23 protein-coding genes are annotated in these 22,966 nt (G+C 52.2%); 9 read left to right on the top strand and 14 right to left on the bottom strand.

The window, feature by feature from the left end:
• Window positions 1-7 precede the first annotated feature (7 nt).
• Window positions 8-1,225 (bottom strand): RtcB family protein, encoded by a 1,218-nt coding sequence (locus tag FY046_RS15350; protein ID WP_133844382.1) that lies wholly within the window; start codon window positions 1,223-1,225, stop codon window positions 8-10.
• 2 nt (window positions 1,226-1,227) lie between these two features.
• Complete coding sequence (locus tag FY046_RS15345; RefSeq protein ID WP_133844380.1) at window positions 1,228-2,361, bottom strand: slipin family protein; 1,134 nt, start codon at window positions 2,359-2,361, stop codon at window positions 1,228-1,230.
• A gap of 515 nt (window positions 2,362-2,876) precedes the next feature.
• Here FY046_RS15345 and rtcR point away from each other — a divergent pair.
• The gene (rtcR, locus tag FY046_RS15340; protein ID WP_446186239.1) at window positions 2,877-4,460 is read left to right on the top strand and encodes an RNA repair transcriptional activator RtcR; all 1,584 of its coding nucleotides are present in this window, start codon (window positions 2,877-2,879) and stop codon (window positions 4,458-4,460) included.
• A 94-nt stretch (window positions 4,461-4,554) separates the two neighbouring features.
• On the opposite strand, the gene FY046_RS15335 is transcribed toward rtcR, so the two are convergent.
• The 5 genes from FY046_RS15335 to FY046_RS15315 form a co-directional block, all read right to left on the bottom strand.
• On the bottom strand, window positions 4,555-5,034 hold the full coding sequence (locus FY046_RS15335; protein WP_446186238.1) for a DUF943 family protein: 480 nt from the start codon (window positions 5,032-5,034) through the stop codon (window positions 4,555-4,557).
• Window positions 5,035-5,116: 82 nt separating this feature from the next.
• Window positions 5,117-5,584 carry a DUF943 family protein gene (locus FY046_RS15330; protein WP_446186237.1) on the bottom strand — a complete coding sequence of 156 codons (468 nt, stop codon included), beginning with the start codon at window positions 5,582-5,584 and terminating at the stop codon, window positions 5,117-5,119.
• Between the two features lie 133 nt (window positions 5,585-5,717).
• A complete protein-coding gene (locus tag FY046_RS15325) occupies window positions 5,718-6,197 on the bottom strand; it encodes a DUF943 family protein (protein ID WP_167864230.1) in 480 nt (159 codons plus the stop codon).
• 83 nt (window positions 6,198-6,280) lie between these two features.
• Window positions 6,281-6,745 carry a DUF943 family protein gene (locus FY046_RS15320; RefSeq protein WP_446186236.1) on the bottom strand — a complete coding sequence of 155 codons (465 nt, stop codon included), beginning with the start codon at window positions 6,743-6,745 and terminating at the stop codon, window positions 6,281-6,283.
• Window positions 6,729-7,586: a YPO3983 family protein gene (locus FY046_RS15315; protein WP_167864232.1), complete on the bottom strand. Its 858-nt coding sequence runs from the start codon at window positions 7,584-7,586 to the stop codon at window positions 6,729-6,731. The genes FY046_RS15320 and FY046_RS15315 overlap by 17 nt, the downstream gene beginning before the upstream one ends.
• Before the next feature lie 222 nt (window positions 7,587-7,808).
• Here FY046_RS15315 and rnz point away from each other — a divergent pair, with 222 nt between their 5' ends.
• Entirely contained in the window at window positions 7,809-8,723 is a 915-nt protein-coding gene (gene rnz / locus FY046_RS15310; protein WP_167864233.1) for a ribonuclease Z, read from the top strand.
• Between the two features lie 112 nt (window positions 8,724-8,835).
• On the opposite strand, the gene FY046_RS15305 is transcribed toward rnz, so the two are convergent.
• Together FY046_RS15305 and FY046_RS15300 are read right to left on the bottom strand one after the other, a co-directional pair.
• Complete coding sequence (locus FY046_RS15305) at window positions 8,836-9,678, bottom strand: 23S rRNA (adenine(2030)-N(6))-methyltransferase RlmJ (protein WP_133844363.1); 843 nt, start codon at window positions 9,676-9,678, stop codon at window positions 8,836-8,838.
• Window positions 9,679-9,772: 94 nt separating this feature from the next.
• Window positions 9,773-10,597, bottom strand: a complete 825-nt coding sequence (locus FY046_RS15300) for a CPBP family intramembrane glutamic endopeptidase (protein WP_133844360.1) — start codon at window positions 10,595-10,597, stop codon at window positions 9,773-9,775.
• A gap of 226 nt (window positions 10,598-10,823) precedes the next feature.
• On the opposite strand from FY046_RS15300, the gene prlC reads away from it, so the two are divergent.
• Both prlC and rsmJ read left to right on the top strand, forming a co-directional pair.
• Window positions 10,824-12,866 (top strand): oligopeptidase A, encoded by a 2,043-nt coding sequence (prlC, locus tag FY046_RS15295; RefSeq protein WP_339504350.1) that lies wholly within the window; start codon window positions 10,824-10,826, stop codon window positions 12,864-12,866.
• Window positions 12,867-12,873: 7 nt separating this feature from the next.
• Window positions 12,874-13,662, top strand: a complete 789-nt coding sequence (gene rsmJ, locus FY046_RS15290; RefSeq protein ID WP_133844356.1) for a 16S rRNA (guanine(1516)-N(2))-methyltransferase RsmJ — start codon at window positions 12,874-12,876, stop codon at window positions 13,660-13,662.
• 64 nt (window positions 13,663-13,726) lie between these two features.
• On the opposite strand, the gene uspA is transcribed toward rsmJ, so the two are convergent.
• On the bottom strand, window positions 13,727-14,164 hold the full coding sequence (gene uspA, locus FY046_RS15285; RefSeq protein ID WP_133844354.1) for a universal stress protein UspA: 438 nt from the start codon (window positions 14,162-14,164) through the stop codon (window positions 13,727-13,729).
• Between the two features lie 312 nt (window positions 14,165-14,476).
• Here uspA and uspB point away from each other — a divergent pair, with 312 nt between their 5' ends.
• On the top strand, window positions 14,477-14,812 hold the full coding sequence (gene uspB, locus FY046_RS15280) for a universal stress protein UspB (RefSeq protein WP_133844352.1): 336 nt from the start codon (window positions 14,477-14,479) through the stop codon (window positions 14,810-14,812).
• Between the two features lie 84 nt (window positions 14,813-14,896).
• On the opposite strand, the gene pitA is transcribed toward uspB, so the two are convergent.
• Complete coding sequence (pitA, locus tag FY046_RS15275; protein ID WP_133844350.1) at window positions 14,897-16,396, bottom strand: inorganic phosphate transporter PitA; 1,500 nt, start codon at window positions 16,394-16,396, stop codon at window positions 14,897-14,899.
• A gap of 243 nt (window positions 16,397-16,639) precedes the next feature.
• Between pitA and FY046_RS15270 the strand changes: the two genes are divergently transcribed.
• Window positions 16,640-17,824: an NAD(P)/FAD-dependent oxidoreductase gene (locus FY046_RS15270; RefSeq protein WP_133844348.1), complete on the top strand. Its 1,185-nt coding sequence runs from the start codon at window positions 16,640-16,642 to the stop codon at window positions 17,822-17,824.
• A 39-nt stretch (window positions 17,825-17,863) separates the two neighbouring features.
• Here the strand turns inward: FY046_RS15270 and FY046_RS15265 are convergent, their stop codons facing one another.
• Complete coding sequence (locus FY046_RS15265) at window positions 17,864-18,094, bottom strand: transcriptional regulator (protein WP_133844346.1); 231 nt, start codon at window positions 18,092-18,094, stop codon at window positions 17,864-17,866.
• Window positions 18,095-18,812: 718 nt separating this feature from the next.
• On the bottom strand, window positions 18,813-19,427 hold the full coding sequence (locus FY046_RS15260) for a TetR/AcrR family transcriptional regulator (protein WP_339504345.1): 615 nt from the start codon (window positions 19,425-19,427) through the stop codon (window positions 18,813-18,815).
• 170 nt (window positions 19,428-19,597) lie between these two features.
• On the opposite strand from FY046_RS15260, the gene FY046_RS15255 reads away from it, so the two are divergent.
• From FY046_RS15255 to FY046_RS15245, 3 genes are all read left to right on the top strand, one after another.
• Window positions 19,598-20,467: an arginase family protein gene (locus FY046_RS15255; RefSeq protein ID WP_339504343.1), complete on the top strand. Its 870-nt coding sequence runs from the start codon at window positions 19,598-19,600 to the stop codon at window positions 20,465-20,467.
• A gap of 184 nt (window positions 20,468-20,651) precedes the next feature.
• Window positions 20,652-21,704 carry a DMT family transporter gene (locus tag FY046_RS15250; RefSeq protein ID WP_339504341.1) on the top strand — a complete coding sequence of 351 codons (1,053 nt, stop codon included), beginning with the start codon at window positions 20,652-20,654 and terminating at the stop codon, window positions 21,702-21,704.
• Between the two features lie 10 nt (window positions 21,705-21,714).
• On the top strand, window positions 21,715-22,434 hold the full coding sequence (locus tag FY046_RS15245) for a cyclase family protein (protein ID WP_446186235.1): 720 nt from the start codon (window positions 21,715-21,717) through the stop codon (window positions 22,432-22,434).
• A 55-nt stretch (window positions 22,435-22,489) separates the two neighbouring features.
• Here FY046_RS15245 and FY046_RS15240 read toward each other — a convergent pair whose 3' ends face one another.
• Window positions 22,490-22,954, bottom strand: coding sequence for an OsmC family protein (locus tag FY046_RS15240; RefSeq protein WP_446186234.1), 465 nt, complete (start codon window positions 22,952-22,954; stop codon window positions 22,490-22,492).
• Between the last annotated feature and the right edge of the window lie 12 nt (window positions 22,955-22,966).

Below are 22,966 nucleotides of genomic sequence, written 5' to 3'. Positions count from 1 at the left end.
TTGCTCCTTATCCTTTAACACACACGACCTGACGCAGCGTATGCACAATTTCTACCAGTGATGACTGTGCGGCCATCACGGCATCGATATCTTTATACGCCATCGGGATCTCATCGATGACGTTGCTGTCTTTGCGGCACTCAACGTGGGCGGTGGCGCGCTGCTGGTCGGCCACCGTGAAGCGGTTTTTCGCTTCGGTGCGGCTCATGACCCGCCCGGCGCCGTGGCTGCATGAACAGAAACTCTCTTCATTGCCCAGCCCGCGCACGATAAAGCTTTTTGCTCCCATCGATCCGGGAATAATCCCCATCTCGCCTTTACGAGCTGACACCGCGCCTTTACGGGTCACCAGGATGTCTTCACCAAAGTGCTGTTCACGCTGCACATAATTGTGGTGGCAATTCACCGCCTGCTCTTCGGCGATAAACGGCGTCGACAGTGCCAGGGCCAGTGCCGTCAGCGTCTGCTGCATCATCACCTGGCGGTTGTGACGCGCAAACTCCTGCGCCCATTCCACCGCCTCAATGTAGTCGGCAAAGTGCTGGCTTCCTTCGCTGAAGTAAGCCAGATCGCGGTCCGGCAGATTCGCGATGTGCTGCTGCATATCTTCCCTGGCGAGGGTGATAAACAGGTTACCGATGGCATTGCCGACGCCGCGTGAACCGCTGTGCAGCATCACCCAGACCCGCTGTGCTTCATCCAGGCACAGCTCAATAAAGTGGTTCCCGGTGCCCAGCGTACCAAGGTGGTGGTAATGGTTGGTTTTCAGCAGCGCCGGGTATTTATCGGTGATGCGTTTAAAGCCCGCGTCCAGTACCTGCCAGTGGATATCCACGGCATGCGGTGGCGTATTCCATGCCCCCCGGTCATTACGTGAACGTCCACTGCTGCGACCATGCGGCACCGCACGTTCAATGGCACTGCGGATGCCGAACAGATTATCCGGCAGATCGCTGGCCATTAGCGACGTACGCACTGCCATCATCCCGCAGCCAATATCCACGCCAACCGCCGCCGGGATAATCGCCCCTTTGGTTGGGATCACGCTGCCGATGGTCGAGCCTTTACCGACGTGCACATCCGGCATTACGGCCAGATGGCGGTAGATAAATGGCATCCGTGCCGTATTCAGCAGCTGTTGCTGCGCTTTGGGATCGACGGGGACGCCCTCGGTCCACATTTTTATCATTGCCGCGCCCGGCGCGGTCAGTTGTTGCATACTCATTGTCAGTTTCCTTTGATCTGTACCAGTCCGTTCAGCACCTGGTCCAGGCCGCCGAACACGGAGATTTTATCGATGCGCTCTGCCACCCTTTCCAGGGTTTCCAGCTCTTTCAGACGCAGTGCCACCGGGTTGTTCTCCATCACTTTTGCGGTGTTTAGCAGCGAGCGCGTGGCGGCGGTCTCTTCACGCCGACGGATCACGTTAGCCTGCGCAGATTTTTCCGCTTCCACCAGTCGGGAGAGGATGGTCTTCATCTCTCCCGGCAGGATGATGTCTTTGACACCCACGGATATCACTTCCATCCCCCAGGCGGCGACATTCTGGCGGATCTGCGTACTGACCAGTTCGTCAATCACCTGCTTGTTTTCCAGCAGCTCATCCAGGCTGCGTGTTCCCACCGCTTCCCGCAGCGCAAACTGTAACTCACGGTAGAGGTATTCCAGCGGTTTGGTCAGCTGCCCCCAGGCACTCATCACATCGCTGTAACGCCAGTTGGCAGCAAGGTTAATGCGTAAGCTGACTTTATCGCGCGTCAGGATCTCCTGGCCGCTGACTTCCAGCGCCTGCACGCGGGTATCCACCACGTCGACCTCAACCTGATGATTAAATCGCCAGTAGCCGCGAGTACCCGGTGGCAGCAGCGCCTGCGCCATACCATCCACTTTCAGGATCCCCACATGCCAGGCGGGCACCAGCGCCAGCAGTACCCCGGCGTGACCGGCCACCACGTGCTGGCGCAGTTGGGGTTGCATCAAGCTGGCAACAATGGAGGTCGGGATCGCCACGTCATCGGTGGGCAGCAGATCGACGCGCTGCTCGCTGCCGTTCAGCCACCACAGGCGGCGTGTACCCGGCGGCAGGAGTTCTACCAGCAGGTCATTTTTATAGTGCAGCCCGACGCAGGTTTCAGGCACCGCGACGGTCTGGCAAAACTCGCTCACCCACTGCGGATGGTGCTGCTGCAGGTAGTCCGCCAGCGTGTTATCCAGCGGTTGATTCAGCTCAAAGGTGGCCACCTTGAGCTGACGTCGCCAGTCGCGGAAACGATACTCCCCGGCTGGCAGAATCTGTTGGTATTCGTCGTTCTTTACCAGCAACGCGATATGGCCTTTCCGTATTTTGATGTTGTTAAACATATTATCTCCTTCATTAAGGGTGCACCGCAGAGCACGGGCAGCAGCGTGAAGTCAGGGGGAGCATCTGAGCGGCACCCGAAACTGGCGGTGGCGCGGAGGTGATGCCCCAGACCCGACGCGTTTGCCGGTGCTCCGGGTGGGCTGCTGACTGCACAGCCTGGGTACTGCTAATAGTCTCTTTGGAGAGAGGTGCGAAATCGGGAGTCGAACCCGTTCTGGCCCTGTGCCCTTCGCTCAATGTCTTCATGCTGGCAGAACGCCTGCGGGAAAACGGTCATCCGTTCCCGGTGCGCTGGCGGGGTTCGTAACCCGTGCAATTCCAGCATGTTGACGGGGTAACTATCATGTTGACGGGGTAACTATTGCCAGAAGCGTGCCAGGTGAAGAAAAATCGCGAATAAAATTATAATATATTGATTATTAATGGATTTATATTTTCAGAAACAAAAGGTATTGCTGGCAGGGGAATACTGAATTTATCCTGTGGGATAAATATTGCGATAAAGGGATAGGGTATGAAGCGCAGAGTCGTGATCGGTATGCTGGGGACCACCCTGGACAAGCGTGGCAAACGGGAAAACCGCTGGAACAAATGGCGGCCCACGCTGGGGCTGTGTATGCAGCCCGATTTGCCCATCGATCGCCTTGAACTGCTGCATCAGCCTGACCGTCAGACGATGGCGCAGCAGATGGCTGAAGATGTGGCGCTGGTCTCAACGGACACCGAAGTGCGGCTGAATCAGATCACCCTCAATGACCCCTGGGACTTCGAAGAGGTGTATACCACGCTGCTCGATTTTTCCCGCCATTATCCTTTTGATACTGAGAACGAAGAGTATCTGGTGCATATCACCACCGGAACGCATGTGGTTCAGATCTGCTGGTTCCTGCTGACCGAGGCGCGTTACCTGCCAGCCAGTCTGCTACAGACCGCGCCCGCCCCGCGTGAACAGGAGAGCGGAAAAACCGAGGGTGTTTATACGCTAATCGACCTCGATCTCAGCCGTTATGCCACGCTGACCAGCCGCTTTATGCGCGAACGTCAGGAGTCGGTGTCGTTGCTGAAAGGCGGGATCTCCACGCGTAATGCGACCTTTAACAACCTGATCGACCAGATTGAGCGTGTGGCGCTGCGCTCGGATGCGCCGCTGTTGCTGACCGGGCCGACAGGAGCAGGAAAATCGTTTCTGGCAGAACGGATTTATCAGCTGCGTCAGTCGCGCCATCGGGTCAGCGGACGGCTGGTCGCTGTGAACTGCGCAACGTTACGCGGCGATAACGCCATGTCTACGCTGTTTGGTCATGTGAAAGGGGCCTTTACCGGGGCATTGCAGGCACGTAACGGGCTGCTGCGTGAAGCGGACGGCGGGATGCTTTTCCTCGATGAAATTGCCGAACTGCGGCTGGATGAGCAGGCAATGTTACTGAAAGCCATCGAAGAGAAACGCTTTCTGCCGTTCGGCGCGGATAAAGAGGTGAGCAGTGATTTTCAGCTGATTGCCGGGACGCATCGCGATATGCGCCAGTGGGTGGCGGAAGGGCGCTTTCGTGAGGATCTCTACGCCCGCATCAATATGTGGAGCTTTACCCTACCAGGACTGGCGGCGCGGCGGGAAGATATTGAACCTAACCTGGAATTTGAACTGTTGCGTTTTGCCAGCAGTGCGCAGTCGCAGGTGCGTTTTGAGCCGCAGGCTCGTCAGCGTTATCTGCAATTTGCCTGCGCGCCTGCTGCCGTGTGGCGCGGGAACTTCCGCGAACTGAGTGCCTCGGTGACGCGCATGGCAACGCTGGCAGACAATGGGCGCATTGAGCTGCCGCAGGTGGAAGAGGAGATTGCCCGCTTACGCGCCAGCTGGCAGCTCGAACCTGCCGTTGTTTTACCGGAAACGCTGGATTTGTTTGACCACAGCCAGCTGGAAACGGTTTTGAAGGTTTGCCGTGAGTCATCTTCCCTGTCCGAGGCCGGACGCACGCTGTTTGCCGTTTCGCGCCAGCAGAAGAAGCAGCCTAATGACGCCGACCGGCTACGCAAGTATCTGGCGCGCTTTGCCTTAGACTGGGAAAGCGTGAAGTCCGGCGGAGTGCCGGAGCGATAACGGCAAGCGAGTGAAGGTGGCAGCCCCGGCGCGTTATATTGCGGGGCTGTGCCGATCGTTTTACGATGCGCTTCAGTGAATTCGGCGGGTAAATTCACCACACTTCATAGTGATCAACATATTTCACGACTTCGCCATTTTTTTGCAAACGATAAGTGCCATCATAGGCCTCAAACATGGTTCCCATATTCCTACTGTTGTCGACTGAGAAAACGATGTCCTTTTCTATGCAATTTTTCTTTGTTTTCATATCCTCAAAGCATAATCTGTCGTACTTTCCCTCTTCTTTATAACCATCTCCAAATAACCAGAAAGTAAGGTAAAATGTGCCATCTGGGTCAGGATTAGGTATGTTATATTTACCCTTCAGTATCTCCTTATTTTTCAGCCACCATGCTATTTTACCTCTATCTGTAAAAGGAAAATTTTTTACTATTACAGAATTAAAATGACTGCCTCTGTTATGAATGGCGATAATTTCTACAGGGCGCATCGACAGCCAGTAAAGGTAAACGAGTAGCAGGCCACTCACAAAGAGAAGCGTATAAAATACCATCTTAGTTTTTGCTTTCATTACGGAATCTCATAATTTTAGTCGTGGTTGTCATAAACGATCCTTGTCTATTTATAACGTTTTATGAGTGACGATCTTGACGTTAGTGATATACGTATTTCACGACTTCGCCATTTTTTTGCAAACGATAAGTACCATCATATGTTCTGAACACCATCCCCATATTTATGCTGTTGTCGATGGAGAAGATTGCGTCTTTATCGATGCAATTCGCTTTTGTTTTCATATCCTTAAAACAGAGGCGATCATACTTTTCCTCTTCTTTATAACCGTCACCGAACAGCCAGAAAGTAAGATAAAATGAGCCCTCTTTATCCGGATTAGGCACATTGTATTTTTCATTTAGCATCACCTTGTTTTTCAGCCACCAGTGTATTTTACCTTTATCAGTAAAGGGAAAATTTTTGACAAGAACATCGCTGAAGCTACTGCTTCTGTGATGTACGGCAACGATTTCTACAGGGCGATGCGAATACCAGAGGAAACAACCGTGCAGAATACCGCCCGCCAGTAGTAGTGTGTAGGCGGTTTTTTTAATATTTATTTTCATTACGGGCTCCCGTAATGTGGGTTGACTTCATAAACAATCCTTGTTTAATCGTTAACGATGATTCTGATCAACGCACAGGCTTGTCCTGTGCGGATGGTTTAATGTCGTTCTTTATTGAATCTGGCAGATAAATTCACCACACTTCATAGTGATCAACATATTTCACGACTTCGCCATTTTTTTGCAAACGATAAGTGCCATCATAGGCCTCAAACATGGTTCCCATGTTTTTGCTGTTGTCGACGGAGAAAACGATGTCTTTTTCGATACAATTCACTTTCGTTTTCATATCTTCAAAGCAGAGTCGGTCATATTTCCCCTCTTCTTTGTAACCGTCTCCGAATAGCCAGACGGTAAGAGAAAATGAGCCGTCTGGTTCCGGATTAGGCACGTTGTATTTTTCCTTTAGCATGGCCTTATTTTTCAGCCACCAGTGAATTTTACCTTTATCAGTAAAGGGGAAGTTTTTGACAAGAACATCGCTGTAACCACTTCTTCCATGATGAACGGCAACGATTTCTACAGGGCGATGCGAATACCAGAGGAAACAACCGTGCAGAATACCGGCCGCCAGTAGTAGTGTGTAGGCGGTTTTTTTAATATTTATTTTCATTACGGGCTCCCGTAATGTGGGTTGACTTCATAAACAATCCTTGTTTTATGTGCTAGCGTGTTTTTGTGAAAAGTACTTTGGAATTAGTTGTAAATATACTTCGCGATTTCACCATTTTCACGTAATCGATATGTTCCATCTTTTACAGTAAACATAACTCCCATATTTTTACTTTCACTTACAGAAAAAACAGCTTCTTTTTCAATGCAGTTGAATTTTGCTTTCATATCTTCAAAACAAAATCGGTCATATTTCCCCTCTTCTTTATAACCTTCGCCAAATATCCAGAAGATAACAGTGGATGAACCATAGGATGAAGGTTTTGGGATGTCATACTGCTTTTTTAACATCGTTTTATTTTCCAGCCACCAGTTTAATTTTCCTTTAAAGGTGAAAGGGAAATTCTTTACCAGCACATAACTATGGTTGCCATCCTCATGAACAGCGACAATCTCTACAGGGCGTTGTGACAACCAGTAAAGGTAACCCATTAACAGGCCACTCAAAGAGAGTATTGCATAAAATGCCATCTTAGTTTTTGCTTTCATTACGGACTCCGACAATATCAATAGTGGCTTCCATATTGGTCATAAAGGGTTTGAAACCAAATTTATTGTAGCGCTGGAGTACAAACCAGAGGCGGAAAAAATGGAACTGTTTGAATTTAGATTTAGAAATATCCAGAGTATCCAGGCCGAAGTGGTCCTGCACTTTGTAATGCAACACCGCATGGTAGCGGTCGTTATCTATCTGCAGAGATTTGAGCGTGATCTGCGTTGCCCAGGTATCATGAACGGTGATGCTCATGCCATTAAAAATATCCTGGGTTCGGTCAAATTTAGGGAGCTTTCCTGAAGATATTGCTTTACGTAACTCATCTTTTCGATCAGCGGGGTAGCACTTTTCATCCCAATCTATATTTTCTTTAAAAGCCTTTTCCAATCGTAAACGTGTACTATTTTCCGGAGACCCGTCACGCAAAATCTGTTCTTTCAGCGCCGCATCCAAAATCATACTGGTAAATGCTGCACCGTTGGCGTTTTGCATATGGGTGATCATGTTGCCAATCAGGTGTCTGTAAGGGCCGTAAATTGAAAACGTATGGGACAATGAGCGGAATTCATCAAACATAATACGGGCGCATTCACTACGGGAAATTGTCTCGCCATCGGTCTCACGACGGGAACCAGCAAACATCGACTGTGGCCGATTGAAGGCGGTAATCTTCTTCAGCGCGTAAGGGTCGACCCGTTCAGATACTGTTGTCAGAAGAAAATTTTTCTTTAACTGCTCCTGGGTTAAATCACCATATTGCATATCCGGGGCGTTATAGTCGTCCATCCGTTTTTGCGTCTTGAACAGAGTGCAGGGCCATTGCAGTGCGGTCATATGAAAACTCTCCTTGTGTTAAACCCGTCATCAATGATTAAGGGTTAAATCTTCCGTTATGATTTTTTTCGCTGAAATAATAAGCGGTGGCGGAGCGGATGTCAGCACCGCTGGCGGAAATGGATATTTTGCGACGACACCAGTCTCGGTACATTTTGCGTTAAACTGGGCGTGTTGAAGTGAGGTGGGTCATCGGATCATAACGGAAGGAGTGGGTTGATTATGCAATTGCAGTTTTTAGGCACCGGCGCCGGAACGCCAAGCCGTGAACGTAACGTCACCAGCATCGCGCTGGATTTGCAGGGCGTGCGTAATGCCACCTGGCTGTTTGACTGCGGTGAAGGGACGCAGCATCAGATCCTGCGCACCCCGATCAAACCGGGCAAGATCGAGAAGATCTTTATCACCCACCTGCACGGCGATCATATTTTTGGCCTGCCGGGGCTGCTGACCAGCCGATCGATGAACGGCTCCACCGATCCGATGACAATTTATGGCCCCTCAGGGCTCAAAACCTTTGTCGACACCGCGATCAGCCTCAGCGGCTCGTGGCTGACTTTCCCGCTGGAGATTGTCGAGATAACGGCGGGTGAAGTGTGCCGTGATGAACATTTCCTCGTCACGGCATACCCGATGACCCACCCGGTTGAGTGCTACGGTTACCGCATTGATGAACATGATAAACCCGGCGCGCTGGATGCGGCGAAGCTGGCGGCAGACGGCGTGCCTGCCGGGCCGTATTTTTACGACCTTAAGCACGGACGCAGCGTCACGCTGGCTGATGGCAGAGTGATTAATGGCTGGGATTATGTCGGCGAGAAGATAAAAGGGCGCAGCCTGGCCATCTTTGGCGATACCGCTCCGACAGCGGCAGCCACGGTGCTGGCAGCGGGCGTCGACCTGATGGTGCATGAGGCAACGCTTGAAGTGGCGATGGAAGAGAAAGCCAACAGTCGCGGGCATTCCACCACGGCGCAGGCAGCAGCAGTGGCGCAGGAGAGTGGGGCGAAACGGCTGATTGTGACGCATCTCAGCTCTCGCTATCTGCGGGCTGACTGTGAAAGGCTGCTGGAGGAGTGTCGGGCGGTATTTCCGCACACCGAGATGGCGCACGATTTCGCGGTGTTTACATTATAAACCCGGGCGAGTTGTGCCTCATAAACCTGGGCGAGGCATGCCTCGCCCCTACAGGGTAGCGCGGGTTTTGTTGGGGTCGGGGTCGGGCATGCCCGACCCGCAGGCCACAACGTTATTCCGGCACAATCCAGCTGACTTTGGAGTAACCGGTGCCCGATGGCACCAGCACTTTTTCCAGCCACGGCAGCACATTTTTCATCTGCTGCTCCAGCTTCCACGGTGGGTTAATCACAATCATCCCGGAGGCGGTCATGCCAAAGCGGTCACTGTCCGGGCGAACGCCCAGCTCAATTTGCAGAATACGGCGAATGCCGGTGGCCTGCAGCTCGTTGAACATACGCTTGATTTGCTGGCGCAGCACCACCGGATACCACAGGGCAAACACGCCCGTACCGAAGCGTTTGTACCCTTCCTGAATACCCTGCACCACGGCCTGGTAATCGCTTTTCATTTCGTACGGCGGGTCAATGAGGATCAGACCCCGGCGTGACGGCGGTGGCAGCTTGGACTTCAGCTGCTGGTAGCCGTCGGCGCGGGCGAGACGTGCACGATCGTCCTTCTGGAATTCACTGCGCAGCATCGGGAAGTCGCTGGAGTGCAGTTCAGTCAGCTGTAACTGGTCGTACTCACGCAGCAGATGGCGGGCAATCAGCGGAGAGCCCGGGTAGTAACGCAGCTTGCCACCGGGATTGTAGTTCTTCACCACGCTGATATAAGGCGCCAGCTCTTCCGGCAGATCATCCTGCTGCCAGATACGTGCAATGCCTTCCAGATACTCTCCGGTACGTTCCGCATGCTCACCGCTTAACAGGTAGCGCCCGGCACCCGCATGGGTATCGAGATAGAGGTAGGGTTTTTCCTTCTCATTCATCGAGCTGATAATCAGGCTCTGCACGGTGTGTTTGAGAACGTCGGCATGGTTGCCGGCATGGAAGCTGTGGCGATAACTGAGCATGTATTGGGATAATCCGGATGGTAAAAACAAGCGTGCCGCCAGTGGGCGGCACAGGTTGCGGTCATTATAGCGAAAACGGCTTAAAAAAGCGCGTTCAGGTCGGAATGTGCTGCCAGAACGGATAGGTAAACAGCAGCAGGTGCAGCATATTAAAGGAGAAATGCACCAGTGTCGCCACCCACAAACGTCCGCTCCACAGCCAGGCAAGGCCGTAGATCACACCGGCCATCGTGGCAAACAGCACCAGCAGCAGTCCGCCGGAAAAATGGGCCAGACCAAACAACAGTGCTGCAATCAGCAGCGCCCGTTTGTCACCCAGTAGCTGGCTTAAACGCTGCTGGATATAGCCGCGAAATAGCGCTTCTTCTGCCAGACAGACAAAAAACAGATTGGCCAGCATAAACGATCCCAGCCACGAAGGCAGATGGGGTTCCACCTTCAGGCCGCCAGCAAAGGTCGCCAACAGCAATAGCAAAGGCATCGACATTAGCAGAACCAGCCACCAGAGCACGTTAGCCGGGGGCTTTGCCGGGCGCTTCAACAGCGTGGGCAGGCAGGCCAGTAACAGAAACGGGATAAGCGCTTTATCAAGGTTGTAGTAAAAGGTAAAGGGCGCACTCTGTGGCCCGGCCTGTTCACCAGAAACAATGATGAGATTATTCACTCCAGGGATCATGTGCAGCATCAGCGCCACTGCGCTGAAAACCAGGATAATTTCACCGGGTAGCGCGAAAGCGTGAGGTTGTTTCTGAACCGCGCAGTACACCGCGACAACACCCATCACCGTCAGTGCGATAATGCCGGGCGGCAGCAGCGTCTGATCCAGCACAGCCAGGACGAGGGCGATCGTCAGTAATATCAGTGAACTGCGCAGATAAAAGGGTAAAAAAAGTAACGAGGCCGCCAGCGTATACCACATAAATAAACTCCCTGTTTGTAACGGAGTAATACGATGTATGAAAGCGGGGGGAGTATGCAATGCTCACCTGAGTGTGGCAATGCGTAAAATGCGGTGAAAAGGGTGGGTAGCACGGGGGGAAAGCCGTTGCCGACACGCTGACCCATTGATTTTCACTACACTTACCCTCATGTTAAAGAAATCGTGCGTGAAAACGCGCCCCATACAACGATTAAAGGACTGCGCTATGACCAATCCGTTACTCTCTTCTTTTACGCTTCCCCCTTTCTCCGCCATTAAACCTGAACATGTGGTCCCCGCTGTGACCCAGGCGCTGGATGACTGCCGTGCGGCGGTAGAACGCGTGGTGGCCCAGGGGGCGCCGTACAGTTGGGATAACCTTGAGCAGCCGCTGGCCGAAGTGGGCGATCGCCTGAGCCGCCTGTTCTCGCCGGTCAGCCATCTGAACTCGGTAAAAAACAGCCCTGAACTGCGCCAGGCGTATGAGCAGGCGCTGCCGCTGTTGTCAGAATACAGCACCTGGATGGGGCAGCACGAAGGTCTGTACCAGGCCTATCGTGACCTGAAAGAGGGCGACAACTTCGCGGCTCTGGATATTGCGCAGAAGAAAGCTATCGATAACGCGCTGCGTGATTTCGAGCTGTCTGGTATTGGTCTGTCGAAAGAGAAGCAGCAGCGTTACGGTGAAATCGCCGCGCGTCTGTCAGAGCTGGGTTCGACCTACAGCAACAACGTGCTCGATGCCACAATGGGCTGGAGCAAGCTGATTACCGATGAAAAAGAGCTCTCCGGAATGCCGGAAAGTGCCCTGGCCGCAGCGAAAGCACAGGCGGAAGCCAAAGAGCAGGACGGCTGGTTGCTGACGCTGGATATTCCAAGTTATCTGCCCGTCATGACCTACTGCGACAACCAGGCGCTGCGCGAAGAGATTTACCGTGCTTACTCCACTCGCGCCTCTGATCAGGGGCCAAATGCCGGGAAGTGGGACAACAGCAATGTGATGGCGGAAGAGCTGGCACTGCGCCATGAACTGGCTCAACTGCTGGGTTTTGCATCCTATGCTGAGAAGTCGCTGGCGACCAAAATGGCCGAAAACCCGGCACAGGTAATTGATTTCCTGAACGGGCTGGCAACACGCGCCCGTCCGCAGGCTGAGCAGGAAGTCGCTCAGCTGCGTGCCTTCGCGAAGAAAGAGCACGGTGTTGAGGATCTGGAGCCCTGGGATCTGACGTACTACGGCGAAAAGCAGAAACAACATCTGTACACCATCAGTGATGAGCAACTGCGTCCGTACTTCCCGGCCCAACGTGCGCTGGATGGTCTGTTTGAAGTGGTGAAACGCATTTATGGCATCACCGCCAGCGAACGCCACGATGTGGATGTTTATCACCCTGATGTGCGTTTCTTCGATTTGTTCGATGAAAGCGGTGAGCTGCGCGGCAGCTTCTACCTTGACCTGTATGCGCGTGAACATAAACGCGGTGGGGCGTGGATGGATGACTGCGTGGGACAGATGCGTAAAGCCGATGGCACGCTGCAAAAACCCGTGGCCTATCTGACCTGTAACTTCAATCGTCCGGTTAGCGGCAAACCTGCACTGTTCACCCACAATGAAGTCACCACGCTGTTCCATGAGTTCGGTCACGGCCTGCATCATATGCTGACACGCATTGAAACCCCAGGCGTGTCCGGCATCAGCGGTGTGCCGTGGGATGCCGTCGAACTGCCAAGCCAGTTTATGGAAAACTGGTGCTGGGAGCCGGAAGCGCTGGCGTTTATCTCCGGTCATTTCGAAACCGGTGAACCGTTACCTCAGGATCTGCTGGAGAAAATGCTGGCGGCCAAAAACTATCAGGCAGCGCTGTTTATCCTGCGTCAGCTGGAGTTCGGCCTGTTCGATTTCCGCCTGCATGCCGAGTTCGACCCGGCGAAAGGTGCCCGTATTCTTGATATTCTGAAAGAGATCAAAGCGCAGGTCGCTGTGGTGCCTGGCCCATCGTGGGGCCGCTTCCCGCATGCGTTCAGCCATATCTTTGCCGGTGGCTATGCCGCAGGTTACTACAGCTACCTGTGGGCCGATGTGCTGGCGGCAGATGCCTACTCCCGCTTTGAAGAAGAGGGGATTTTTAACCGGGAAACCGGGCAGTCGTTCCTCGACAATATCCTGACGCGGGGCGGATCGGAGGAGCCGATGGAGCTGTTCCGTCGCTTCCGTGGTCGTGAGCCACAGCTGGATGCGATGCTGAAACACTACGGTATCAAAGGGTAAGTCATCAGTGAACATCTGTTTGTTAGATGAAACGGGCGCCGGAAACGGCGCCTTATCTGTTTTAGCTGCCCGCTGGCAGCTGGTGCATGATGAAAACGCGCTGATGGCGCTGGTGCTGACCCCGGAACATCTGGAGCTGCGTAAGCGCGATGAGCCGAAGCTGGGCGGCATCTTTGTTGATTTCGTCTCCGGGGCGATGCTGCACCGGCGTAAGTTCGGCGGTGGCCGCGGTGAGGCTGTGGCGAAAGCCGTCGGTATCAAAAGTGGCTATCTGCCGGATGTGGTGGATGCGACCGCCGGGCTGGGGCGTGATGCCTTTGTGCTGGCATCGATTGGCTGTCGGGTGCGGATGCTGGAACGTAACCCGGTCGTCGCCGCGCTGCTCGATGACGGTTTACGTCGTGGCTATGCCGATACGGAGATTGGTTCCTGGCTGCGTGAGCGTCTGACGCTGCTGCATGCTTCCAGTCTCAATGCACTGACGGATATCAGCCCGCCGCCTGATGTGGTGTACCTCGATCCGATGTACCCGCATAAGCAAAAAAGCGCGCTGGTGAAGAAAGAGATGCGTGTTTTCCAGTCGCTGGTGGGCCCGGATGAAGATGCCGACGGGCTGCTGCTGCCCGCGCGCCAGCTGGCCAAAAAACGCGTTGTGGTGAAACGGCCTGATTATGCGCCGCCCATCGCCGATGTTGCCACACCGAATGCGGTCACCACCAAGAGCCACCGTTTTGATATTTATTCACCCGTAAATGCCCCACGGGACCACCGGGAAGAAGGGGCGTCCCTGACATAATGGGGCTGATCTTCTTTTTTGGCGTAGCGGCTGACCTTCTTTTTCGGTCAGCCCGCCCGGCACATTAATCTTCGTCTTCGTCGCGCAGCGGTACGATCAGCATATCGATATGCACGGTGTTGATCAGCTGGCGTGCGGAAGACATCAGCTTGCTCCAGAAATCCTGGTGGTGCCCGCAAACCACTAAGTCCACCTGATACTGCTTAATGGCATCGACCAGCACCTGGCCGAGGTCACCGCTACCGCTTAACGTTTCCGCAATCGGATAGCCCGCGCTGTTGGACAAATCCGTCAGTGCAGTGTGCGTCTCTTCAGAAATACGTTTTTGCATATCCCCAAGGTTGACGTCAATCAGGCCGGTGTAGAGGTCTGAATAGTTCACATCAACGTGGATCAGGGACACCTTCGCATCGTAAGGTCGTGCCATCGAAACGGCTTTGTCGACCAGCAGTTTACTTTCCGGCGAGAGATCGACGGCAATCAGAATATGTTTATAGGCCATTTGAATACTCCTTTTCACGTAAGTGTTGAGAGTGAGTATAGCGAAAAATGTTACCGGGTGTTGTGGCATGCGGCGGCGTTTGCGAGGGCGATCAACATGAATTTTTGTCCCTTTGCTGGTGGACGCAGTAAACATCGCTGGAAAAAATTTAAACATATCTCCTACACTGATAATTGACGGCAGCAAAAGCGTTATGTGGCGTCAATCGGCATGCAGCAATCATCTTAATAATAAGGTTGGCGAAACCATCGTGGGGCGTATCCGGCTTTGCCCGGGTTATGCATTTCCGTGATGAGTGGCCGGGAGGGGATCATGATCAGCACCATTGCGCTTTTCTGGGCTCTTTGTGTCGTTTGTTTGGTGAATATGGCGCGCTATTTCTCTTCACTGCGGGCGCTGTTAGTGGTGCTGCGTGGATGCGATCCGTTGCTGTATCAGTATGTAGATGGCGCTGGATTCTTTACGTCTCATGGGCAGCCGAGTAAACAGGTGCGGCTGATCGGGTATATCTGGGCACAGCGTTATCTTGATCATCACGATGATGAATTTATCCGACGCTGCGAGCGCGTTCGTGGGCAGTTTTTATTAACCAGTTCACTCTGTGGGTTGGTGTTTATCAGTCTTATTGGGCTGGCCATCTGGCATTAAAAAAGGCGCCCCTGATAAGGGGGCGCCTTCTGGATGAATCATGCGTTCTATCGGGCGGACCTTTTTCGGTCCACCCGCTGCGCATCAAATCAGCTTCAGTGCCAGCCAGTACAGGCTACCGGAAAGGACAATCGAGACCGGCAGGGTGAAGACCCACGCCAGCAGGATGTTCTTAATGGTGCGCCCCTGCACGCCGCCGCCGTCAACCAGCATCGTACCGGCAACGGAAGAGGAGAGGACGTGGGTGGTTGAAACCGGCATCCCGGTATAACTTGCCACACCGATTGAGACGGCTGCCGTCATCTGAGCAGACATCCCCTGTGCGTAAGTCATGCCTTTTTTACCGATTTTCTCACCGATAGTGGTGGCAACACGACGCCAGCCAACCATGGTACCCAGTGACAGAGCCAACGCGACGGCCAGGATAATCCACACCGGAGCATACTCAATGGTGTTGAGCAGGTCGCCCTTCAGCTTGTTGAGGAAGCGTTTGTCGTCAGGCTTGGTTTCCGGCAGCTTGGCGGCTTTCTCTGCGGTGTCTGAGATACACATCAGCAGGCGACGCAGCTGGCCGCGCTGTTCCACGCTTAACGCATCATAGCTGGAGAGGTTGTTCAGCAGACCCTGAGCACGCTGGATGGCAGGCAAAGCACGCGCCGCATCACAATGGAACTCATGAGGACCTGTTGGCACCTCTTCCGGCGTTGGCAACGCAGGCGGTGACATCTCGATGATATGCTTCAGCGAGGTGGCATGCTGCTGGTAATACTGTTCCAGATGGTTGACCGCATCGCGGGTGCGAGTGATGTCATAACCGCTGGAGTTCATATTGACCACAAAGCCTGCCGGTGCAACGCCAATCAGTACCAGCATAATCAGGCCGATACCTTTCTGGCCGTCGTTTGCGCCGTGCGAATAGCTGACGCCAATCGCCGAGACAATCAACGCGATACGGGTCCAGAACGGTGGCTTTTTCTTGCCATCGATCTTTTCACGCTCGGCTGGAGTCATATGAATCCGCTGACGTTTTTTATTCCCGCTCCAGAAGCGGCGCAGGATAAACACCAATCCACCGGCAATCACTAAGCCGACAATCGGTGAAATAATCAACGACATAAAGATACCGATCATTTTGGGAATGTTCAGCGCATCCACCACCGAGGTGCCAGTCAGCAACGCGTTGGTCAGGCCGATACCAATGATGGCACCAATCAGAGTATGAGAGCTGGAAGCCGGTAACCCGAAGTACCAGGTGCCGAGATTCCATATAATAGCGGCAAGCAACATGGAAAAGACCATGGCCAGCCCGTGAGCCGATCCCACATTCAATAGCAGATCGGTGGGTAGCAGATGGACGATAGCGTAAGCCACGCTTAAGCCGCCCAACAGTACACCAAAGAAGTTGAACACCCCTGCCATGACAACCGCTAACTGCGAGCGCATTGCACGGGTATAGATCACGGTAGCGACTGCATTGGCCGTGTCATGGAAGCCATTGATTGCTTCGTAGATCAAGACAAACAACAGAGCGAGTACCAGTAACAGGCCGGTATGAAAATCAAGACCAGCAAACAGATGTAGCATAAGCGTTACGCCATTTTGGAGGACATGAACGCGGCGCATTATCAGCGACAAACCGCACCCGGGGAAAGGGAAATATAGACTTTTTTTGACAGTAACGTGTCAATGTGATGACAGTTACGGGTGAAAAGGCTAAAAAATCATAAAGTTACAAAATGTTTCAACCCCGATTGGGGCCTGAAGCTGGTATCCCCGCCCCCAACTCACTACAATCAGCGTTTTTGAGAAGTCGGCGCGGAGTGTGTGGTGGAAAAGTTTGACGTTATCGTAGTAGGCGCAGGCGCAGCGGGTCTGTTTTGTGCAGCCCAGGCGGGGCAAAAAGGGCTGCGGGTGCTGCTGATTGATAATGGCAAAAAAGCCGGGCGTAAAATCCTGATGTCGGGCGGCGGACGCTGTAACTTCACCAACCTTTACACCGAACCTGCGGCTTACCTGTCGCATAACCCGCATTTTTGTAAATCTGCGCTGGCGCGTTATACCCAGTGGGATTTTATCGATCTTATTAACCGTCACGGTATTGCCTGGCATGAGAAAACCCTGGGCCAGTTGTTCTGTGACGACTCTGCCCAGCAGGTGGTTGACCTGCTGCTGAAAGAGTGTGAGAACGGGCAGGTCACATTACGCTTGCGCAGTGAGGTGGTGTCCGTCACGCGTGACGACAGCGGCTACACGCTGCAACTGAACGGCACAGAGGTACAGGCAGAGAAACTGGTGATCGCCAGCGGTGGATTATCGATGCCGGGGCTGGGTGCGTCGCCGTTCGGCTATAAAATGGCTGAACAGTTTGGCCTGAAGGTGTTTCCCACCCGCGCCGGGCTGGTGCCGTTTACCCTGCATAAACCGCTGCTGGAACAGCTTCAGACACTATCCGGCGTCTCGGTGCCATCGGTACTCACCGCCGAAGACGGCACGGTATTTAAAGAAGCGCTGCTTTTTACCCATCGTGGCCTGTCTGGCCCGGCGGTCCTGCAACTCTCCAGCTACTGGCTACCGGGTGAATTTGTCACCGTTAACCTTTCCCCAGGCCAGGACATTGACGCGTTTATTAATGATGAGCGTAACAGTCATCCTAATCAGAGCCTGAAAAACACCCTGGCAAAACTGCTGCCGAAACGTCTGGTTGAGTGCCTGCAACTGCTGGGGACCGTACCGGAGTGCACGCTGAAGCAGCTGAACAGCCGTCAGCAGGCCGATCTGGCGACTGCGCTGCACCAGTGGCGCGTGCAGCCTAACGGAACCGAGGGCTACCGCACCGCCGAAGTCACGCTGGGCGGCGTCGATACCACCCAGCTGTCATCGAAAACGATGGAGGCGCGTGATGTTCCAGGGCTCTATTTTATCGGTGAAGTGGTGGATGTGACCGGCTGGCTGGGAGGCTATAACTTCCAGTGGGCGTGGAGTTCCGCATGGGCATGTGCGCAGGCGCTGTGAGTGAGTATGACGTCATCATCCTGCGCATTGCTGTCTTATTTACTGCGCTGTCAGAGTGAAATTCGGATGGCGGCCTGCCAGCAGCAACAGGAACTCATATTCAACCTGACTGAGTAGCGCCGGCTTACTGGCGGCCTCTTTCGTTTGCCAGACACGCAGGCTGAGGTTAAAGCGCTCGGCTGCGCCTTCCTGAGAAAGACCGGCGGCGAGGCGAAGTTCACGCACGTTAGTCATGACTGGCACGGGGCGCTGTGATGTGCGGGTTGGCATAGGCGTTTCTCATTATTGTACGGGGCCACCAGGGTGGCCGGGATTAAACGAAAGCAGCCTTTATCTGAAGAACGACATCACGGTGTCAGTCGGCTACAAGCTGAAATCAGAATGTCTAAATGTGGCTGGCATGCTGACAAAACCACGTATCTGTAAGAGTTTTCCCTGGTGTTGCAGGTATTAAAAATCCCCGGTGTTGCATCTTTTTTATAATCAATCGTAGAACTTTAAGTAGCGCGCTATTTAATAGCGCATTATGTTTCTGATTTCATTGTGGCACTGTTTAGAAAAAAGAGAAGGGAATTTTGATTAAATGTATGCATCGTTAAAGTAGCGGAAATTTATCAAAAACGAGGGCATAAAATGCCAGGCCGCGCCGTGCATAGCCTGGAAGGGGAAGTGAATCTTTAATCGTTTTTTCCTTTCTGACTGATAGGGCACACAACGCTTCGGTGGCCCTGTTTTTTTCAGCTCAATACTAATACTGCACAATCGTTGGTTCGCACTGCACCGGGAAGTTCAGCGAGTTGGCAATATAGCAAAGCGAATGGGCCACGGATTCCTCAATTGTTATTAGCGGGAGGTAGTCATATCGTGGTGAGCTGTCGACAGAACGTAGCGTATGTTTCTGAGGCGTAATGACATGGTTTGCCTGGCCGCGAAAGGCATCTCTTAACGAATCTTTAAGAAACGCTCTTATGGTTTGCGCTGACGGTTATTACTCAGTGACATGCAAAATAAACGTTAGGATCCCATCCAGCGTTGACAGGTTCTTCTCCAGATCAAAGTCGGGATTAATCGCCTTGCGCGAAATCAGCCCGTCAATCAGGGCATAAATCGCAATGGTCGCCATCTCCGCATCCAGTTGAGGGGCAAAGTCGCCTTTGGCCATCCCGTCGAGGATGATGGTTTTAATGCCCTCGCGCATAATCAGGTCGGTCGCGACAAAGGTGGCTTTGACTTCATCATTGCGCGCCGCCTCAGCAATAATCTCAACCCATAACCGGTGATCGGCCGGATAGCCGACTTCATTAATACAGGATTTGACCAGTTGAGAAATGCGCTCAAAGGGGGAACAGTGATAGGCCTGGCTGTAGTTCACCAGTGCGGTGTTTTTCTCTTCTTCGACAATGGCAGAAATCAGCGCTGACTTGCCTTTGAAATAGGTGTACATCGCGCCCTGGCTAACCTTTGCCTGCCGGGCAATGTCACTGATGCTGGAGGCATTAAAGCCTCTCTCAGAGAAGCAGGTGGCTGCGGCGGTAATTAATCGATGGTAGGTGCTGCTTTTCTCGCGGCTCATTTCACTCTCGTCGTCTGAACGTTCATTCACTACGGTAGCCTAAGGCCCTGATGATGTACAGATATCGGGACGGCGAACGCCCTCCTCTCTCTTCATCACGTTGGGATATAGACAGCGGGAAAAAACCAGGATAGTTTATGAATGAACGTTCATTCATTTTGTGGTTGAGGCGATTTCATGCTGACAGAAGAAGGGCACCGATGAGTAAGATGAAAACAATCCGGCTGGTGATACCACAGTGGCAGGGCGGCAATAACCCGGCCTATCACTTTGGTGCTGAACTGCTTGCGTGGCTTGCCCCAGCAGGCCGCTGTCCCGTCATCCACATCCCGGTGAGCCCACCAGAAAGTAATCCCCTAACCAATGAAGGCGGCATTGTTGGACGTCAACAGGTGGTCGCCCAGCTCAAGCTTGCACAACAGGTTATCGCGGAACACGCGCCCGATAAAATCGTGGTACTGGGCGGTGACTGCCTGGTGGATCTGGCCCCCTTCGCCTGGCTGGCAGAAAAATACCAGGATGGCCTGGGCATTCTGTGGATTGACGCCCATCCGGATGTGATGACACCGGCGCAGTTCAGCCATTCACATGCTCATGTTCTGGGGGCGCTGATGGGGCATGGCGATGCGGAGCTGACGGCTGCCGTTACCCGCCCGGTTGCCGCCCGACAGGTGTTGATTGCCGGTCTGAATGACCCCAGCGACTATGAAGTCGATTTCATCCAACAGCACGGTATCAACACCTGTTCACCACAAGAGATGAAAGCGGGCAGTCGTAAGATTGTTGAGTGGATTGAAAAAGAAAACATTACTCACCTCGCGATTCATTTTGATCTGGATGTGCTGAATTTTAAAAAATTCAGATCGGTACTTTTCGCGAATCCTGATATCGATGAACAGACTTATGATGGCGTGGGAAAAGGAATGCTTGAAATAGAGGAAGTGATGAATATTATTCAGCAGATGAATGATTTTACCACCATTGTTGGGCTGGGTATTGCGGAACATTTGCCCTGGGATGCAATCAACATGAGGAATATGCTGGCCAGCCTGCCATTGCTGAACGACTAATTTTAATTTTAAAAAAGGCACACCACAAATGGTGTGCCTTTTTGTATTTAAAAATCAGTGTGTGATATATTTTTTATTAAATACATTAAGATCCATTTTAAATCAGATGCACCATTTTTATTATTTTAATGCATTAATTTGGTGCGCGCGGTGGTAATAAATTACTGAACATCAATGAATAACAGTGAATAGAATATTGGCATGCTCTTTGCAAAGTATGGTTGGCGAATTATTTTTCCCACCCCGCAGTGAAAAGGCAATTTCATGCCTCTTTCTGTGGCTGTATCCTGTATTTAGAGGCAATATTATGTTCAGAAAAATATCAGGACTGATGTCCGTGGCACTGTGTTTTATTTTTGTTGGTTCCAGCTATCCTGTAGCCAAAGAGGCAATGGACTCTATTCCCACCTGGATCTTTACCTGTATTACTTTTGCAATAGGTTTTTTATTCCTTCTGCCATTAACACTGGTGAAAGACAAAACCAACTGGTTGCGAATTGGCGTGCAAGACTGGCTGATTGTCAGTGTCTTATCCTTACTCGGGGCGGTACTGTATACGGTATTCCTGCTCTATGGTCTACCTTCCACTACCGCATTAACGGCATCAGTGATCACCAGTACGGCACCTGCTGTTGTCTTGTTGATTACAATATTGTTCTTTAAGGAAAAAATAAGGGTTAATGCCGCAATTTCGGTACTGCTGGCGGTGATAAGTGTGGTGATAATGACCCTGCCAGGCAGTGCCGATGCCGGGCGTAACACCTTTATTGGGCTGTTATTCCTCTCGTTATCGACGCTGGCGAATGCGCTCAACATTATTATTGCCAACAAAATTCAATCCACCCTTAAGCCGCTGACCATGGCGGCGGGAGTGTGTCTGACAGGAATGATATTTAGTTTACCTCTCGCGTTGCATGAACTTCAGCGTTATCAACTATCCAGTATTACTCACGATCAGGGAATTACTCTTTTTTATTACGGTGTGTTTGTCTGGGCCCTGCCGTACATATTATTCTTCAAGGGGGTTAATAAAATTTCTGCTGCTTCTGCAGGTATGTGCGTTGCCCTTATCCCAGTGGCATCGATGTTATGCTCGGTGATTGTCTTTGGTGACAGCATTAAGAACCGAGACCTGATAGCTACGTGCGTTATTATTTTGTCGGTTTTTTTATCTGAAGTGAATTTCAACGTTTTTTTCAAAAAAAGAAAAAATGTCAAATTAACCAGCGAACTGTGAAAGGAATACAATGAAAATGCGACTGAATAAATCGCTTCTTGCCATGGCATTCGGATTGCTGTTGTGCCAGTCGGCGATGGCCGTTAATCTCCCTAAGCCCATTGCATATGTTGATTTAAATCATCCTCTTGAATCGGGAATGCAAACTTATCCCGGATTAAGCGAAGTGGAAATAACTCAAACGGCTCCGCGTTATAAAAATGGTGCGCTGATCGACAGGATTCAATTTTTGGGTATTTCTGCGACCTATATTGATGCCCCTTATCATGCCGACGAGAGCGGGATGAAAATATCGGATTACCCACTGGAAAAGCTGGTGAATTTGCCAGTGATAGTGATTAATCTTGGTAAAGATAGTGGTTTTTTTGACTTGGCCGATTTTTACGGTAAGGAGGTGAAAGGGAAGGCGGTACTGCTGAATAGCGGCAAAAGTCACTATTTCGGCCAGCCAGAATATGCACAGAATCCGCCCTATCTGACCACCCGGGCGGCACAGTGGCTTATCGAACATCAGGCTGCGCTGGTGGGTATTGACGCGCTATTGGTCGATAACTACAACAAAAATGACAGTATCCCGGTGCATGATTTGCTGCTAAAGCATGGGATTGTTATTGCCGAGGATATGACCAATATCAATGCGGTGGTGGGCAAGGGCGCGTATCTGACCGCTGTTCCGCCCAGGGCGCCTATGGCTAGTTTCCCGGCGCGTATATTTGCCGCCGTGTACTAACAGAAAGGGGCGGAAGCCCCTTTTATCGACAGGCTATCAGAGCACCCCGTGACATTTACTGCTGCACAATCGTTGGTTCGCACTGCACCGGGAAGTTCAGCGAGTTGGCAATATAGCAAAGCGAATGGGCCCGGTGATGCAGCATGCGCGCCAGCTCCGGGTCGCCTGAGGAAATGCTCACCTGCGGTTTTAGCACAATGTGGGTAAAGCAGCCTGTCTTGCCTTCCACCATTGTTCCCTCCGCGTCATCCCGGTAAGCCTGGACAATAATTCCGGCTTCAGCGCACAGGTGCAGATACCATAATTTATGGCAGGCCGAAGCCGAAGCAACCAGCAGATCCTCAGGGTTCCATCGTGTGGCATCGCCCAGAAATGCCGGATCGGATGAGCCTGCAATCGGTGCTTTCTCGCCCGCACTCATCTGGTAGTCGCGGTCGTATGCCTTGTAGGATGCGGTGCCCTGTCCTTTATTCCCTGTCCATTCAACCGAAACCTGATAGTGATGTTCACGTTGTGCCATGTTGCTTGCTCC

It is taken from the genome of Erwinia sp. 1181_3 (assembly GCF_052824965.1).
This window is presented reverse-complemented; position numbering and strand designations above follow the sequence as displayed.

Coding starts and splice junctions, on each gene's coding strand:
- FY046_RS15350 (WP_133844382.1), bottom strand. CDS start 1,225: ATGAGTATGCAACAACTGACCGCGCCGGGCGCGGCAATGATAAAAATG.
- FY046_RS15345 (WP_133844380.1), bottom strand. CDS start 2,361: ATGTTTAACAACATCAAAATACGGAAAGGCCATATCGCGTTGCTGGTA.
- rtcR (WP_446186239.1), top strand. CDS start 2,877: ATGAAGCGCAGAGTCGTGATCGGTATGCTGGGGACCACCCTGGACAAG.
- FY046_RS15335 (WP_446186238.1), bottom strand. CDS start 5,034: ATGAAAGCAAAAACTAAGATGGTATTTTATACGCTTCTCTTTGTGAGT.
- FY046_RS15330 (WP_446186237.1), bottom strand. CDS start 5,584: ATGAAAATAAATATTAAAAAAACCGCCTACACACTACTACTGGCGGGC.
- FY046_RS15325 (WP_167864230.1), bottom strand. CDS start 6,197: ATGAAAATAAATATTAAAAAAACCGCCTACACACTACTACTGGCGGCC.
- FY046_RS15320 (WP_446186236.1), bottom strand. CDS start 6,745: ATGAAAGCAAAAACTAAGATGGCATTTTATGCAATACTCTCTTTGAGT.
- FY046_RS15315 (WP_167864232.1), bottom strand. CDS start 7,586: ATGACCGCACTGCAATGGCCCTGCACTCTGTTCAAGACGCAAAAACGG.
- rnz (WP_167864233.1), top strand. CDS start 7,809: ATGCAATTGCAGTTTTTAGGCACCGGCGCCGGAACGCCAAGCCGTGAA.
- FY046_RS15305 (WP_133844363.1), bottom strand. CDS start 9,678: ATGCTCAGTTATCGCCACAGCTTCCATGCCGGCAACCATGCCGACGTT.
- FY046_RS15300 (WP_133844360.1), bottom strand. CDS start 10,597: ATGTGGTATACGCTGGCGGCCTCGTTACTTTTTTTACCCTTTTATCTG.
- prlC (WP_339504350.1), top strand. CDS start 10,824: ATGACCAATCCGTTACTCTCTTCTTTTACGCTTCCCCCTTTCTCCGCC.
- uspA (WP_133844354.1), bottom strand. CDS start 14,164: ATGGCCTATAAACATATTCTGATTGCCGTCGATCTCTCGCCGGAAAGT.
- uspB (WP_133844352.1), top strand. CDS start 14,477: ATGATCAGCACCATTGCGCTTTTCTGGGCTCTTTGTGTCGTTTGTTTG.
- pitA (WP_133844350.1), bottom strand. CDS start 16,396: ATGCTACATCTGTTTGCTGGTCTTGATTTTCATACCGGCCTGTTACTG.
- FY046_RS15265 (WP_133844346.1), bottom strand. CDS start 18,094: ATGCCAACCCGCACATCACAGCGCCCCGTGCCAGTCATGACTAACGTG.
- FY046_RS15255 (WP_339504343.1), top strand. CDS start 19,598: ATGAGTAAGATGAAAACAATCCGGCTGGTGATACCACAGTGGCAGGGC.
- FY046_RS15245 (WP_446186235.1), top strand. CDS start 21,715: ATGAAAATGCGACTGAATAAATCGCTTCTTGCCATGGCATTCGGATTG.
- FY046_RS15240 (WP_446186234.1), bottom strand. CDS start 22,954: ATGGCACAACGTGAACATCACTATCAGGTTTCGGTTGAATGGACAGGG.